We start from the raw sequence: 13,946 nt of genomic DNA on the forward strand, positions 1-13,946 counted from the left end.
CCAACGCGGGGCAAGCCCGCTCGCCTCACAAAGCCCATTTGCCGCACAAAATAACGCGTTGATTTTTCCGACCAATTGCGCGCGCACCTGCTGATCTTCGCGTAAGCCGATCATTGCACCACCTCCCGATCCTTGCGCTTGCCCACGCCATACCAATCCAGTTTGCGCGTCAGCACCATCACCGTACCCAGCAGCCCGAACAGCAACAGCGAGCCCATCAGCAGCGCGTAATCCTCGGCGCTCAGCAGCCCGTACAACAAGCCATACAACGCCGCCAACCCCGCCGAAAAACCCAGGCCGTGCACAACACTGCGCAGCACATGGCACACATAAAAACCAATCAACAACACACAGGCACTGGCGGAGATCAGGTAGGCCAACGCAAAGCCCAAGTGTTCGGACAACGACAACAACAGCAGGTAGAAAAACGCCAAGGCAAAGCCCACCAATGCGTACTGGATCGGGTGTACCGCGAGGTTTTTCAGCACTTCGAAGAGGAAGAAGCCGGCAAACGTCAGGGCAATAAACAGCAGCGCGTATTTGATCGCGCGGTCGCTCTTGAGGTACTGGTCAACCGGGTCGATGAAGTTCACGCCAAAGCTACGGTTGCTGAAGTCTTCACAGCCCTGGCGATCCAGGCAGGTTTGCAAGGCTTGTTCGAGGTTGGTGGAGAAAAACGAAGTCTGCCAATTGGCGCTGAAGCCCTTGTCAGTGACCTCGCGCTGCGCCGGCAGGAAGTTGCCGATAAAACTGGGGTGCGGCCAGTTGGACGCGAGTGACACCTGGCTGGTCTTGCCCACCGGCACCACTTGCAACTGCTCGGTGCCTTGCAGGCGCAGGTCAAAAGCGAAGTCCACCACGCCCGGTCGTTTGCTGTCCTGCTCGGGCAGCGTCACATGCACACCCTCGCCCAGCCAGTCCACTTGCGAGCCCGGTGAAAACGCCAGGCGTTGGCTGCCCAGCTCCAACTTCAGAGCGTTTTCGATGCCGCGAATGTCGCTGATACCCACCGCCAGAAACGCCGGATCAAACCGGTAATCGGCAAAGTTTTCCGTAATGCCCAACTGCGCCGGCAGCTCAAAACGCCCACTGATGCGGTTGTCGGCATGGAACAGGCGCGCCTGGTAGATGCCGCGCGATCGCAACTCGGTTTGCACCTTGCCGTCGAGCTCAAAGCGGTCCGGCAAGAAATACAGACGACCGCGCTCTTCACGGGTTTCCTCGTAGCGTTTGTTGAGCTTTTCATTGAGTTTCCACTCACGCACGGTCTTGCGATACGGCACCACCATCACGGGTCCGGTAATGCGCTGGCTGTAGCTGGAGCTGCGGGCGATATCCATCAATACGCCGTCGCGCATTTGCTGGCGGTCGCTGATGATGCCGTTGATCATCAGCAGCGGAATCAGCAACAGCAGGATCAGCAGCGCGATGGCGCCAAGTTTGAAAAGCAGGCTGCGGTTCATGGGGCTCTCCCTGTTTTGATGGGCAGAGCGTGAGCCGCGCGTGTGGGCGATTTATGTGGGCACTGTGGAGACTGTGTGGAGATGCAGCACCACCTGCACGCCGCCTGGCACATTGCCGATCTGCAACACGCCGCCATGCAGTTTCATTACTTCCTCAACAAAGTTGAGGCCCAGGCCAGTGCTTTTGCGCCCGCTGACCGGGCGCGGCAGCGAGTAGAAACGCTCGCTCAGGCGCGGCAAGGCGTAGTCCGGAATCGGCGCGGCCTGATTGAACAGGCTGACCTGCACGTCGTTATGTTGCGTCTGTGCGCTGAAGCGCAAGGTGCCGCCCGGCGGAGTGAAATCCAAGGCGTTATCCAGCAGATTGCCCAGCGCCTGACGCAGTAGGAAAGGCTCACCGAACACCTTTACATCGGGCGTAATCGTCTGTTCGACCTGCAGGCCGGCACCTTCGATTCGCGCACATTGCGCCTTGAGTACCTCATCGACCAAGGCCGCCAACGGCATGCGGGTCTGTTCTTCCAAACCCTGGCGCTGCTCCACCTGGGCAAGGTTGAGCAGCCGCTCGATCAACTGCTGCAAGCGTGCGCTTTCGCTGTCGATATTGCCGATAAAACGCTGCTGCTGTTCGCGGCTCATATCGCCCTGCAACAATTCCGCCGCACCGCGAATGGCGGCCAACGGGCTTTTTAATTCGTGGGTCAGGGTGTGTACGTAATGTTCGACGTAGGCCTTGCCTTCCAACTGCGTGCGCATGTGCTCCACAGCGGTAGACAGCTGCTTGAGTTCGCCGCCGCGGTAATGCGGCAACTCGGCCCGGCGCCCTTCGCTCACCGCCTGCGCATACGCCGTGAGCCGATGCAGCGCCACGCTCAGCCACCACGACAGCAATGCGCCCAGCAGCAGGCCCAACACCACCAACCCGGCGCCGTACCAGAGCAAGCGGTTCTCGGTGCGATCCACATAGGGCTGCAACGAGCTGTTGGGCTTGGCCACCGTGACCACGCCGATGATTTGCCCGTTGTCGCGGATCGGCGCGCCCACGTGCATCACCGACGAGGTGGGATCGTCCAGCTCACTGCGGGTGGAACGGGCGCCGTACTCACCCCGCAAGGTGAGGTACACGTCGTTCCACTGTGAATAGTCCTGGCCCACCGCTTCGCCCGTGGAGTCGAGCAACACGATGCCGTTGGCGTCGGTCACATAGATGCGGTGGTTGACCTGGTTTTTCGGCAGGCCCCAGATGGTCGCGCCGGGCTGGCGATTGCCGTAGGCCTTGAGCAATTCAGGCCAGTGGCTTTGGCCGAGGGTGCCATTTTTTACGTCAAGACGCAGGATTTCAGCCAGCAGGTTGGCCGTGTCCACCAAGGTTTCTTCGGTGGACTGGCGCACGCCGGGGCGGATTTCCTTCATCACGGTGTTGAGCACAAAGTAACCCGTGAGGCCGATAAACAGCGCATACACCAGAAAGATCCGCAGCCCCAGGCGCATCAGCTGTGGCTCGGGCTGTAGCTGTAGCCGAGGCCGCGATGGGTCTGGATCGGCTCGGCATCCGCCGCAATGCTCCGCAGTTTGCTGCGCAGGCTTTTGATATGGCTATCGATATTGCGCTCGTAGCCGGCATCGGCCGGCACGCCCACCGCGTCGAGCAACTGCTCGCGGCTGAACACCCGTTCGGGCTGTTCCAGCAGGCTTTGCAGCAGGCGGAATTCATGCCGCGTGAGGCTCAAAGCCTGGCCGCGATAACTGATCTGCATGCGCTCCAGGTCGACCTGGAACACGGCGGGCGCGGCGCTCGGGCTGACGCGTTTGAGAATCGCCCGAACCCGCGCCGCCACTTCCCTGGGGCTGAACGGCTTGACCACATAATCGTCGGCGCCGATCTCCAGGCCGACCACGCGGTCAATCTCGCCGTCGCGCGCACTGAGGAACATCACCGGCACTTCGCTGAAGCGGCGCAGTTGCTTGCAGGTCTCAAAGCCGCTGATATCCGGCAAACCGATGTCGAGGATGATCAGGTCGGCAGGCGTCTGGCGTTGATGGGCCAACGCCTCCTGGCCAAGGCTCAGCCAGGTGGTGGTAAAACCCTCGCCTTGCAGGGCAAAGATCAGCGTGTCGGCTATCGCCGCTTCGTCTTCGACAATCAGGATGTGCGGCATGGGTTCAATCAGCAGTCCGGTTTGTCGGCAGTGTAGCGACGGGCCGGGTTTACCGCCGCGCCGAACTCACGCAGGGCCTTGGCGCCGATCAGCAACGGGTAGTTGAAGCTGCTGCGGTCGGTGAGGTTGACCTCCACGGTGCGCTTGACGTTGCCCAGGCACATTTCCAGGTCAATGACCGGGCGCTTGGCCACAGTGGCTTCGTCCTTGTCATCGTCCTCGTCGGCGCGGCTTTTGATTTTGCTGATGCGCGAGACTTTGTGCTCATAGACCTTGTCGCTGGCGTCCTTGCCGCCGAGGCGGAAGCGCACCCAGTCGTCGCCATCGCGCTGGAAGGTTTCGATGTTGCGGGCCGACAGCGAGGCCGTCAGCGCGCCGGTGTCCATCTTGGCCTTGAAGGTTTGGCCGATCTCCGGCAGTTGGATGTATTCGTAGCGACCGTAGAGGGTCGGTTCGGCCGCCATGACGGGCACGGCAGCCAGGGCGAGCAAGGCAAGGAGCAGTTTCACGAAGTGATTTCCTTGAAAAGAAGTAGGCGGATTCTAGACCGCAAAAGCGTTGTTTAGTTAGATCGTTCCTACGCTCTGCGTAGGAACGCAGCTCTGGACGCTCCGCGTCAGCTCTTAAGTCGTGACGCAGAGCGTCACACGAGGCATTCCCACGCAAAGCGTGGGAAAGATCACATTCGTGCGGCAATTTGCGATTTGGCCTCTAGACTCAGCTTGCTTATCATGGCCCGCCCACCCGATTCCAAGAGTTACTTATGCGCCGCCTGCTCACCGGCTGTTTTGTCACACTGCTGCTATTACTCAACACCCTGGTGCTGTTCGGCCCGTTGATGGTGTTTGCCCTGCTCAAGCTGGTGGCCCCCGGCCGCTTTCGCGACTATGCCTCCTGGGCCGTGATGTGGATCGCCGAGACCTGGGCCGAGATCGACAAGCTGATTTTCGCGCTGTGCATCCCCACCCAATGGGACATTCGCGGTGGCGACGAGCTGCGCGGCGATACGTCTTACCTGGTGATCAGCAACCACCAGTCCTGGGTCGACATTCCCGCGCTGATCCAGGCGCTGAACCGGCGTACGCCGTTCTTCAAATTCTTCCTGAAAAAAGAGCTGATCTGGGTGCCCTTCCTGGGCCTGGCCTGGTGGGCGCTGGATTACCCGTTCATGAAGCGCTACACCAAGGCGTTCCTGGCCAAGCACCCGGAGCTGGCGGGGCAGGATTTGAAGATCACCAAAGAGGCCTGCGAGCTGTTCAAGCGCCAACCGGTGACGGTGGTCAATTACCTGGAAGGCACGCGCTTCAGCGAGGCCAAACGTCAACAACAGGACTCGCCCTTTACCCGGCTGCTAAAGCCCAAGGCGGGCGGCGTGGCGTTCGTACTGGCGGCAATGGGCGAGCAGTTGGACGCGGTCCTCGATGTGACCGTGGTTTATCCAACTCAACAACATCAGCAAAAAATTCCGGGGTTCTGGGACTTGATCTGCGGCACAGTGCCCAAGGTGATCATTGATATCCGCACCCGTGAGCTGGACCCGGCGTTATGGCAAGGGGATTACGAGAATGATCCGGCGTTTCGCCAGACCGTCCAGAACTGGGTGAACCAGCTCTGGATGGAGAAAGACGCGCGCATCGAGCAGTTGATCAACACACGCACTTAGCAAGGTAGCGGTCAAGCGCAGTGACGATCAGTCATGCAGAAAACTGCGTAGAGGGCGTTTCATACTACTCATCGACATATCAACTGCCCATCTGATTACCTCATCTGGGAGTCCAGCATCCCGTGTAGCATCATTGGTCCCCGGCTTCGACGGGCCTTTATTGACAGACGACCTTTGGGCCCTGTCGCGTGTGGCGGCTTCGGAATCTAACTTCGGCCCGCACCTGTCATCTGCGATGAAGGTATTGGCACTGGTATATGCCGGATTGGCAGCATGGTTGCTTGTAGAGATGCTATTCATATGTGTACCTGCCTGATTGGGTTGCAAAAGGCGCGGCAACCAATGAGTGCGCCCGCGCCTTGCACTTATGTGGTGAGACATCCAATTAGGTTCCTCAGGGAATGTTGCGGTGTATGTTCAAAGCATTTGCCGTGCGAAACCCTGAATGAAAAAGCCATCTGACACTCACCTGACCAATAAAAAATGGCGACCTGCAGCAAGTCGCCATTTCTTTTCCCCGGGCTTAACCCTCAACAGATATTCCGTCTAAGCAGCCTTAGCTGCCAGTGCCCCAGGCCGAGGCCAGTTTGCCCAGCACCGACTGGTTGGCGCCCTGGCCGCCCAGGTATTGCAGGATCACCGGAGCAAACTTGCCGACCATGCTGTTATCCATGCCCAGCGCGCTGAAGGCGGTGTTCAGGTCGCTGGTGTTCTTCACGTTACCCAGCACGCTGTCCAGGCCGCTGGTCTTGCTGCCGCCACTCTGGCCGAGCAGCCCGCTCAAGGCGCCGAGGCTGCCCAGGGAGTTGCTGCCCGAGAGTTGATCCAGGCCCGGCACACTCTTGCCCAATTGCGAATAGTCGGTACCGCTCAGTTTATTCTTGGCCAGGCCCAACATGGCGCCGGTACCGCCCACCGCTTGTTCGGGGGTGATGTTCAGTTGCGAAGTCAGGGCGCTCAGCAGGCCGGCGGTCTCAGAGCTAGGCGCTGCAGCCGCCGCCTTGTTGTTGCTGCCCTGGGCACCGGAGACGGCATTGGCCACGTCACCGAGGCTGAAACCTGCGGCAAACACCGGGCTGGCGGCCATGGTCAACAGGCAAGACAGGGCAAAACCGCGTGAAATCTTCATCAAGACAACCTCTGAATGTAGGAGCTAAAAGCAGGCGTTTGACTGACAGTCCCGAAGGAATGTTCCCACCTACAGATTAGTTCAGAAAAATCTGCATCCAAATGTCACGTCCCTGCGTATATCCAGCATGCACCGCTCGGAGTCGGATGGAATGAATGCTCAAGCTGGACTACCCTCTGCCTACCGTGCGCAGTCCCGTCGCCCTCGAACGAGAGCCTGGAGAAGCCCTATTTCCGTCCACGATGCTGACCCGTTGCGGCCCTTGCTGGCCCAATGCGCCCTGGGCAACCGCCAGGCGTTCGAAACCCTTTACCGCAGTGTTTCGCCACGGCTGCACGGCGTTGCCTTCCGTTTCATGGGGCGCGCAGACCTGGCCGAAGAAGTGTTGCAGGAGGCCTTTGTGCGCATCTGGTACAACGCTTCGCGCTACCAGGCTCACTTGGCGTCGCCGATGACGTGGATGGTCAACATCACCCGCAACCTGGCCATCGACCAATTGCGCAAACACCGCGAACAACCCTTAGCCGACGGCCAGCAGGACGCCCTGCTCGACGACAGCCCCAGCGCCCATGAACAGCTCGACAGCGAGCGCGAAGCCCGCGCCCTCAACCGCTGCCTCGACACCCTCGACGGCATGCAACGCCAATCGATTACCGTGGCTTACTTTCAAGGCCTGTCGGCCTCGGAACTGGCCGAACACTTGGCGGCGCCTTTGGGCTCGGTCAAATCCTGGATTCGTCGCGGCATGGAGCGCCTGCGTAGGTGCCTTGAATCATGAACTACCAAACCACCGCCCTGCGCCGCGCCCTGGCCGCCGACTACGCCATCGGCCTGATGCCCGCCACTGCGCGTCGGCGCTTTGAAAACCTGCTGCTGGACGATGCCGCGCTGCGCGTGGAGCTCGGCCATTGGCAGGATGCCCTCGCCAGCCTGACCGGCACCGTGCCCGAGCGGCCAGTGCCCGAGCATGTGTGGGCAGGCATCAAGGCCAGAATTGAACCGCAAGTGCTGCACGTGCCGGCGAAAAAACCATTCTGGCTGAATGTCCGGCTGCTGGCCGCTGCCTGCGCGATCGTCGTGGCGGTGCTGGTGGGCGTGCTTTATCAGCGTGATATCGGCGCCGAATACAACGCCACATTGGTGGCCGCTAACCAGCAACCGGCGTTGCAGGTGCAGGCGTTTGGCGATCACCTGCAAGTGGAGCCGCTGACGTTGGCGGCTGTAGAGCCGACACGTGCCTTGGAACTGTGGGTCATCGCACCCGGTGGCAAACCCGTCTCTCTGGGGCTGGTGCCGACCTCGGGTAAAGGCCGAATCCAGCTGAGCCAGGAACAGCAAGCGCTGCTGACTGCACCCGCGACCCTGGCCGTCAGCCTGGAGCCACAAGGCGGCTCACCCACCGGACAACCCACCGGCCCCGTGCTGTACCAAGGCGCCCTGGCCTCTCGCTGACACAACTCAATACCTGTGGGAGCTGGCTTGCCTGCGATAGCGGTGGGCCAGTCAACTTATCCTTTTCTGAGCCACCATCGCAGGCAAGCCAGCTCCCACATTTGCTTTTCGTCGATTGGGCGAATTTGAAATAACCAACGCCGGGACCCTAAAAAAATACGCTAAAGAACTGTTATTTATAACAGTAGCCAACCCCGTGTATCAGCCGCAGCATGTCTGTCCTTCACTCCACAGGAAGACAAACATGAAGCGTGCAATGCTTGCGGGTTTGTCTGCAATGACAGGGCTGGTAGCGAATGCCATCGCGGCGACTTCAACCTGCCCGTCGATCCAGAGCATCAATCAAACCGCCCTGGCCGGTGGCGGTTTCAGCTATGAAACATCGCAGGCTGACGGGCGCACTTGGAAAGGTCAAAACCCATTGGCGCCCGCCTCCTATCTGGCTGACTCGACGTTTCACGATGCCCGATACGATGCACAGAACACAGCCGTCATCTGCACCTACAAAGGGCCAATGGGTAACGACGCAAACCTTTCGATCACGCTCAAACCCGTGCCGGGATGGAATCTCACCCCTAGCGGTGACTGGAGAGGCACCTATTGCGAAGCCCTGGACACCCTCAAGTGTTCATTCACCCATCTGTGACCCACATTTGAGCTTCAGCGGCCGCGCGACTTGCTCCCGGCGGAGGATGGCGCTTATAGTTCGGCGGTCGCCCATATGGCGACACGGGTTTGGCGACTCGATTGAAATAATGCATGCAAAAGCACCTGCTCCTTTGCAGGTTTTTTTGCACGCGTAGAGCTGCTTTATGGCGGCTGTGCGCGGGAGACCTTCGGGTCTGCCGGCCTTTGCTTTATTTCACCGGTTCGCCAACCTGCGTACAGCTGCCACCCATTCGTTTGGCGACGTGTGAGTGGTAGCCTCACTCTCTGAAATAAAGGTTAAAACATGAACCGATACATGCCGCTCACCGGCCACGACGCCACCACTCCCTCCCTGCTCATCGACACCCAAGTCCCGCTCGACGTGCTCCACGACGCCGCCGTCTACCGCATCCGCGCGGTCACCCAAGTCATGGAAAACCTCGCGTTTCGCGAAGGCCTGAACACCGACAACCTCGTCCTCCAGGACTTCGCCCTGCTGTGTGCCATTCCACTGCGTGATGGCTGTGATTTGCTGGATGTGATCAGCCGGCGTTTGCAGGCTTAAATACCCGATGTAAAGAAGGGCAGCGCCCTGTTGCCCTTTCCTACACGTAAAGCAGGTCTTTAACTCGGAACTCAACCATCGCTACAGCTCACCCAAGGCGACCCCTATCGCCGGAACCAACGATAACTATCTGGCCCCGGAGTACGAACTCAAACCTGAGGAAATCAACGGGCTCGACGGTAAAAGTCACTGCGACTATGGCGGCAAGCGGGTGATAAAAAACGGTGAAGTGGCCGACCCGTACCTGCGACTTACAAAGCTCAAATGAATCAAACACGTCAGCGTTTGCCGGGACTTGCGTAGTCCCTTTCTGAAACGTCAAAAACGCCCCTGTACGCGTCTTACCTCGCCTGTAGCGCCTTCTTATAGTCGTGCGCCTCAGTCACTTGGAGGTGCACGCTATGCAGGGACCCTACGCATTTATTAATGAACGGCCGCAGCCTTATCCGCTGCTTAAACTCGACCTTTCACTCAACCCTCACATTCAAACCAAGTTCGACATCCTCAACCAACACATTGGCAACGTCGTGGTATTGCCAGGGCAGTTGGTGATCATTCCCGATGCGCGTACCGCGTCTTGCACGACGGAAGAAGCCCAACTGATGCGCTCGGCGCAGAACATCAAACAGGCGTTGTTCGCACACTCCGCGACGGATCAATTCCTGATCAAAAACTACGATCAGTTACAGGCCATCATGGCCCATGCGTCCCTGGGCATTGGCAGTGCCAGTAGTGCCTGGAGCAAGCACTTGGCGCAGATCGAGACGACCCTTAAGGAAATCGATGAGCTGCATAGGCAGTACCTGAGGAAGGGCACCGCGAGTGCAAGGAATGACTTTCTGGTTAAACGCAGGGCGTTGTTTGCAAGGCTTGATACCCAACTCTCGGGGATGGCGCGCTTTGGTACGGGGTTGAAGAGTGAAAGTTCAATCAAGAAAATGCTGGGAATTTCCACTAAGAGCTATTGGCATCATGGAGAGATTCGCAAGTATGAAGAGACCGTCAAGCGTGTAGCCAAGGCCTCCCAGCTATTGAAGAAAGGTACTTACATTGGCATCGTGCTGGATGTTGGGGCGGCTGCGTTGGAGATAGCTGAGGCTTGCTCTAGAGAACGTGAGCAAGAATGTACGAAAGCGAAGTATGTTGAAGGAGGCAAGTTATTGGGCGCCGTGGGTGGCACATCCGCAGGCGGTATTGCAGGCGTGTATAGCGGTACCGTCGCCTGCATGATCGCTTTCGGTATCCCCACGGCCGGCACCGGAGCGCTGGCATGCGCCATCGTCGGGGGGGCTGCGGGCGGTCTCGCCTTTGGCACTATTGGAGGCAAGGGTGGAGAATGGGTAGGCGACGTGCTCTATCGGGCTGTGGAGGATTAGATGTACCTGGACTATTTTGTAGTGGGCTCATTCGCCCTCCTGCTACTCACCTTCCCGATTGTCTTTTCCGCTATGTACAAAAAGCTCGATGAGGCTGAGCGCTATATGCAATACAGCACCTTTATAGTTGGCTGCAGGCACACGCTTCGTCATGCTCACTTTGAAGGACGGCCTCAACGCGTATTCGCCATGGCCACAGTTATTCTTATCCCAAAAGTCATTCAATGGAGAGGCATGGTACTTGTTGAGGACGTTGAAAAAATCCCCCTGCACCTCAAGTGCTGGATGGTCGTACCGACACTCGTTACCTTCCTTTCCCTTGCCGGTATGTTCATCAGCTGGCTTTTTATCACAGACTGATTCGCAATAAAAAAAGGGCGACCCTTGGGTCGCCCTTATCTATCGCCTTACGCTGCGCTAAACAGCTTATGCGGATCAATCACAAACTTCTTCGGCACACCCGCATCGAACTCGCCATACCCACGTGGCGCATCATCCAGGCTGATCACCTGTACGCCGACAATTTCCGCAATGTTGATACGGTCCCACATGATCGCCTGCATCAGCTGACGGTTGTACTTCATCACCGGCGTTTGCCCGGTGTGGAAGCTGTGGGATTTGGCCCAGCCCAGGCCAAACCGAATGCTCAGGCTGCCCATTTTTGCGGCGGCATCCACAGCACCTGGGTCTTCAGTGACATAGAGGCCCGGGATACCGATTTTGCCCGCCACGCGCACCACGCCCATCAGCGAGTTGAGTACGGTGGCCGGCGCTTCCGCCTTGACGCCTTCATGGCCGTGGCCACGGGCTTCGAAGCCTACGGCGTCTACCGCGCAGTCCACTTCCGGCTCGCCCAGCAAGGCGGCGATTTGTTCGTGCAGCGGGGTGTCTTTGGACAGGTCGGCAATTTCGAAACCCTGGGCCTTGGCGTGGGCCAAGCGGATCGGGTTGACGTCACCGATGATCACCACCGCAGCGCCGAGCAGGCGTGCAGACGCCGCAGCTGCCAGGCCAACAGGGCCGGCGCCGGCAATGTACACCGAGCTGCCTGGGCCAACGCCCGCAGTCACGGCGCCGTGGTAGCCGGTCGGCAGGATGTCGGAGAGGCAGGTCAGGTCACGGATTTTCTCCATGGCCTTGTCGCGGTCCGGCAGTTTGAGCAGGTTGAAGTCCGCGTAAGGCACCAGCACGTATTCGGCTTGGCCGCCGGTCCAGTCGCCCATGTCGACATAGCCGTAAGCACCGCCAGGACGGGCCGGGTTGACGCTCAGGCATACGCCGGTGTGTTGTTCTTTGCAGGAGCGGCAAAGGCCACAGGCGACGTTGAACGGTACCGATACCAGGTCGCCGATCTTCAGGTTTTCGACGCCGCTGCCCATTTCGATCACTTCGCCGGTGATCTCGTGGCCAAGCACCAGGCCGGTCTGGGCAGTGGTGCGGCCGCGCACCATGTGTTGGTCGGAACCGCAGATGTTGGTGGAGACCACGCGCAGGATAACGCCGTGCTCAATCTTCCTGCCACGGGGGTCCTGCATTTTGGGATAGTCGATTTTCTGTACTTCGACCTTGCCGTTGCCGAGATACACGACACCACGATTACCAGACATGCTTTCACCTCGCTGTTGTTTTTATGGAACCGCGTCGCCCAGGCAGGCAGCGCGTTTAAGTGCTCGGGTTACAGATGCTGTTTCCTTGTGTTGATGCTGATGGCCTCATCGCAGGCAAGCCAGCTCCCACATTTTGATTTGTGAATACATTTCAAATGTGGGAGCTGGCTTGCCTGCGATGGCAGCCGTCAGAGCACCACCGTTCGATTGGCGTTCAAAAACACCCGCCGCTCAATGTGATACCCAACGGCCCGCGCCAACGTCAGTCCTTCAATATCACGCCCCTTGGCAATCAAATCCTCGGGATAGTGGCTGTGGTCCACCACCTCCACGCCCTGGGCGATGATCGGGCCTTCATCCAGGTCGTTGTTGATGTAATGCGCCGTGGCGCCCACCAGTTTCACGCCCTTGTTGTAGGCCTGGTGATACGGCTTGGCACCTTTGAACCCCGGCAGCAACGAGTGGTGAATGTTGATAGCCTTGCCATCGAGCTTGCGGCACAGCTCCGGCGACAGCACTTGCATGTAGCGCGCAAGGATCACCAGTTCGGCGCCGGTCTCTTCAATCACTTGCCATACCTGACGCTCCTGGGACGGCTTGTCGTTGGGGTCGAGGGGGAAATGGTAGTAGGGAATCTGGTGCCAGTCGGCCAAAGGTTTCAAATCCGGGTGGTTGGAGACCACCGCAACCACGTCCATCGACAGTTGGCCAATGCGCTGGCGGTACAGCAAATCATTCAGGCAGTGGTCGGCCTTGGACACCATGATCACCACTTTTGGCCGATAGTTCGGTGCCGTCAGCTCGAAGATCATGCCAAAGGCTTCACCGCGCGCGGCCAGGCCAGCGCGGAACGCCTGCTCGTCAAAACCCTCGGGCTGCCGGAATTCCACGCGAATAAAAAACCGGCCCGAAAGGCGGTCATCGAACGAATGGTGCTCGGTGACGTAGCAGCCCTGCTCAAACAGGTAGCGGGTGACCGCGTCCACCGTGCCGAGCACGCTGGGGCAGTCGGCGGTCAAAATCCATGTATCGGGTGCGCGGCTCATTTTTCAATCCTCAGGTTTGTGTGGCGAGGGGGCTTGTCCCCCGTTGGGCTGCGTAGCAGCCCTAAAACCTGTCGCTGGGTTGTTTCAGACAAAACGCGTCGACCTTGTTGGGACAGCTGCGCGCTCCAACGGGGGGCAAGCCCCCTCGCCACAACAGCCCTTTCGCCACGAAATTTTGATTAGGCTTGGACGCTCAGGCCAAACTCAGCCGACGCATCCTGCAACCACAGCCACCAGTAATCCGAGAAGCTGCGGCGGATCAGCAGTTCCCAGGTGTCTTCAGCCGTGTGGCGGATCACCAGCTGCGACTTGGCGAATACGGTGCCCACCGCCTTGCCTACCGGGAAGTTGTTGGGGTGCACGTCGTAGCTGGTGGACTTCATCAGCACGTCGCGCACATTCGGGCCGCTGAGTTCGAGGATCTGCTGGCCGCCACTGACGTTGACGATCTGGATATGCAGCTCACCCAAGGCAGCGCGCAGGTTTTGTTCGGCGGCGAACTCTTCACCGCTTGGCACGATCAACAGCCACTCATCCGGGCCAAGCCATTGCAGGCTGGTTTCGCCTTTGACGATCACCTGCAAGGCGCCAGGCAGTTCGATACCCAGGGCTTTGTGTACACCGGCCGCGAAGGCGGCGTCGTGGCCATCGCCACGAATAGTCAGGTGGCCGAGGAGTTTCTTTTCCCGCACGGTCACGCCGGCGTTCTTGCGGCCCTTGCCGACCAGGCTGGCGAGATCGGCATGGTGCAGCGACGACTCGGCCTTGGCGCCGGTGGTGGGGCGTTGTTGGTAAACATTGGCTGCTGTCATAAAGCACCTGTTCTGAATTCTGTGGT

15 protein-coding genes are annotated in these 13,946 nt (G+C 59.1%); 7 read left to right on the top strand and 8 right to left on the bottom strand.

The annotated features are described in order from the left end of the window. Positions 1-110: 110 nt before the first annotated feature. Genes creD through rloA2 form a run of 4 tightly spaced genes read right to left on the bottom strand, consistent with a single transcriptional unit; the run spans position 111 to position 4,131 of the window. Positions 111-1,463 (bottom strand): cell envelope integrity protein CreD, encoded by a 1,353-nt coding sequence (creD, locus tag P5706_RS30265; RefSeq protein WP_285683982.1) that lies wholly within the window; start codon positions 1,461-1,463, stop codon positions 111-113. A 51-nt stretch (positions 1,464-1,514) separates the two neighbouring features. Next, positions 1,515-2,954: a two-component system sensor histidine kinase CreC gene (creC, locus tag P5706_RS30270; RefSeq protein WP_285683984.1), complete on the bottom strand. Its 1,440-nt coding sequence runs from the start codon at positions 2,952-2,954 to the stop codon at positions 1,515-1,517. Next, the gene (gene creB, locus P5706_RS30275; protein WP_285683986.1) at positions 2,954-3,622 is read right to left on the bottom strand and encodes a two-component system response regulator CreB; all 669 of its coding nucleotides are present in this window, start codon (positions 3,620-3,622) and stop codon (positions 2,954-2,956) included. Before creB ends, creC begins: the two co-directional genes overlap by 1 nt. An 8-nt stretch (positions 3,623-3,630) precedes the next feature. Then, complete coding sequence (gene rloA2, locus P5706_RS30280) at positions 3,631-4,131, bottom strand: retropepsin-like aspartic peptidase RloA2 (RefSeq protein WP_138813559.1); 501 nt, start codon at positions 4,129-4,131, stop codon at positions 3,631-3,633. A gap of 254 nt (positions 4,132-4,385) precedes the next feature. Between rloA2 and yihG the strand changes: the two genes are divergently transcribed. Further along, positions 4,386-5,285 carry a 1-acylglycerol-3-phosphate O-acyltransferase, YihG family gene (gene yihG / locus P5706_RS30285; protein WP_200430356.1) on the top strand — a complete coding sequence of 300 codons (900 nt, stop codon included), beginning with the start codon at positions 4,386-4,388 and terminating at the stop codon, positions 5,283-5,285. Positions 5,286-5,841: 556 nt separating this feature from the next. Here the strand turns inward: yihG and P5706_RS30290 are convergent. After that, positions 5,842-6,414 carry a DUF2780 domain-containing protein gene (locus tag P5706_RS30290; RefSeq protein WP_200430357.1) on the bottom strand — a complete coding sequence of 191 codons (573 nt, stop codon included), beginning with the start codon at positions 6,412-6,414 and terminating at the stop codon, positions 5,842-5,844. Between the two features lie 151 nt (positions 6,415-6,565). Between P5706_RS30290 and P5706_RS30295 the strand changes: the two genes are divergently transcribed. From P5706_RS30295 to P5706_RS30320, 6 genes are all read left to right on the top strand, one after another. Next, entirely contained in the window at positions 6,566-7,192 is a 627-nt protein-coding gene (locus P5706_RS30295; RefSeq protein WP_244657742.1) for a sigma-70 family RNA polymerase sigma factor, read from the top strand. Further along, positions 7,189-7,866, top strand: coding sequence for an anti-sigma factor (locus P5706_RS30300; RefSeq protein ID WP_200430358.1), 678 nt, complete (start codon positions 7,189-7,191; stop codon positions 7,864-7,866). Before P5706_RS30295 ends, P5706_RS30300 begins: the two co-directional genes overlap by 4 nt. 244 nt (positions 7,867-8,110) lie before the next feature. Next, the gene (locus P5706_RS30305) at positions 8,111-8,512 is read left to right on the top strand and encodes a DUF3757 domain-containing protein (RefSeq protein WP_200430359.1); all 402 of its coding nucleotides are present in this window, start codon (positions 8,111-8,113) and stop codon (positions 8,510-8,512) included. Between the two features lie 306 nt (positions 8,513-8,818). Continuing rightward, positions 8,819-9,079, top strand: coding sequence for a hypothetical protein (locus P5706_RS30310; protein ID WP_017137997.1), 261 nt, complete (start codon positions 8,819-8,821; stop codon positions 9,077-9,079). Between the two features lie 401 nt (positions 9,080-9,480). Continuing rightward, entirely contained in the window at positions 9,481-10,455 is a 975-nt protein-coding gene (locus tag P5706_RS30315) for a hypothetical protein (RefSeq protein ID WP_285683992.1), read from the top strand. Then, positions 10,456-10,815 carry a hypothetical protein gene (locus P5706_RS30320; RefSeq protein WP_200430362.1) on the top strand — a complete coding sequence of 120 codons (360 nt, stop codon included), beginning with the start codon at positions 10,456-10,458 and terminating at the stop codon, positions 10,813-10,815. Positions 10,816-10,862: 47 nt separating this feature from the next. Here P5706_RS30320 and fdhA read toward each other — a convergent pair whose 3' ends face one another. The 3 genes from fdhA to P5706_RS30335 all read right to left on the bottom strand — a co-directional run bounded on the left by fdhA (position 10,863) and on the right by P5706_RS30335 (position 13,920). Continuing rightward, on the bottom strand, positions 10,863-12,062 hold the full coding sequence (fdhA, locus tag P5706_RS30325) for a formaldehyde dehydrogenase, glutathione-independent (protein ID WP_200430363.1): 1,200 nt from the start codon (positions 12,060-12,062) through the stop codon (positions 10,863-10,865). 188 nt (positions 12,063-12,250) lie between these two features. Beyond that, positions 12,251-13,108 carry a formyltetrahydrofolate deformylase gene (gene purU, locus P5706_RS30330; RefSeq protein WP_200430364.1) on the bottom strand — a complete coding sequence of 286 codons (858 nt, stop codon included), beginning with the start codon at positions 13,106-13,108 and terminating at the stop codon, positions 12,251-12,253. A 179-nt stretch (positions 13,109-13,287) separates the two neighbouring features. Continuing rightward, complete coding sequence (locus P5706_RS30335) at positions 13,288-13,920, bottom strand: sarcosine oxidase subunit gamma (protein WP_101273317.1); 633 nt, start codon at positions 13,918-13,920, stop codon at positions 13,288-13,290. Positions 13,921-13,946 lie beyond the last annotated feature (26 nt).

It is taken from the genome of Pseudomonas sp. ChxA (genome assembly GCF_030263855.1).
Taxonomy (GTDB): domain Bacteria; phylum Pseudomonadota; class Gammaproteobacteria; order Pseudomonadales; family Pseudomonadaceae; genus Aquipseudomonas; species Aquipseudomonas fluorescens_CB.

Coding starts and splice junctions, on each gene's coding strand:
- creD (WP_285683982.1), bottom strand. CDS start 1,463: ATGAACCGCAGCCTGCTTTTCAAACTTGGCGCCATCGCGCTGCTGATC.
- creC (WP_285683984.1), bottom strand. CDS start 2,954: ATGCGCCTGGGGCTGCGGATCTTTCTGGTGTATGCGCTGTTTATCGGC.
- creB (WP_285683986.1), bottom strand. CDS start 3,622: ATGCCGCACATCCTGATTGTCGAAGACGAAGCGGCGATAGCCGACACG.
- yihG (WP_200430356.1), top strand. CDS start 4,386: ATGCGCCGCCTGCTCACCGGCTGTTTTGTCACACTGCTGCTATTACTC.
- P5706_RS30290 (WP_200430357.1), bottom strand. CDS start 6,414: ATGAAGATTTCACGCGGTTTTGCCCTGTCTTGCCTGTTGACCATGGCC.
- P5706_RS30295 (WP_244657742.1), top strand. CDS start 6,566: ATGAATGCTCAAGCTGGACTACCCTCTGCCTACCGTGCGCAGTCCCGT.
- P5706_RS30300 (WP_200430358.1), top strand. CDS start 7,189: ATGAACTACCAAACCACCGCCCTGCGCCGCGCCCTGGCCGCCGACTAC.
- P5706_RS30305 (WP_200430359.1), top strand. CDS start 8,111: ATGAAGCGTGCAATGCTTGCGGGTTTGTCTGCAATGACAGGGCTGGTA.
- P5706_RS30310 (WP_017137997.1), top strand. CDS start 8,819: ATGAACCGATACATGCCGCTCACCGGCCACGACGCCACCACTCCCTCC.
- P5706_RS30315 (WP_285683992.1), top strand. CDS start 9,481: ATGCAGGGACCCTACGCATTTATTAATGAACGGCCGCAGCCTTATCCG.
- P5706_RS30320 (WP_200430362.1), top strand. CDS start 10,456: ATGTACCTGGACTATTTTGTAGTGGGCTCATTCGCCCTCCTGCTACTC.
- fdhA (WP_200430363.1), bottom strand. CDS start 12,062: ATGTCTGGTAATCGTGGTGTCGTGTATCTCGGCAACGGCAAGGTCGAA.
- purU (WP_200430364.1), bottom strand. CDS start 13,108: ATGAGCCGCGCACCCGATACATGGATTTTGACCGCCGACTGCCCCAGC.
- P5706_RS30335 (WP_101273317.1), bottom strand. CDS start 13,920: ATGACAGCAGCCAATGTTTACCAACAACGCCCCACCACCGGCGCCAAG.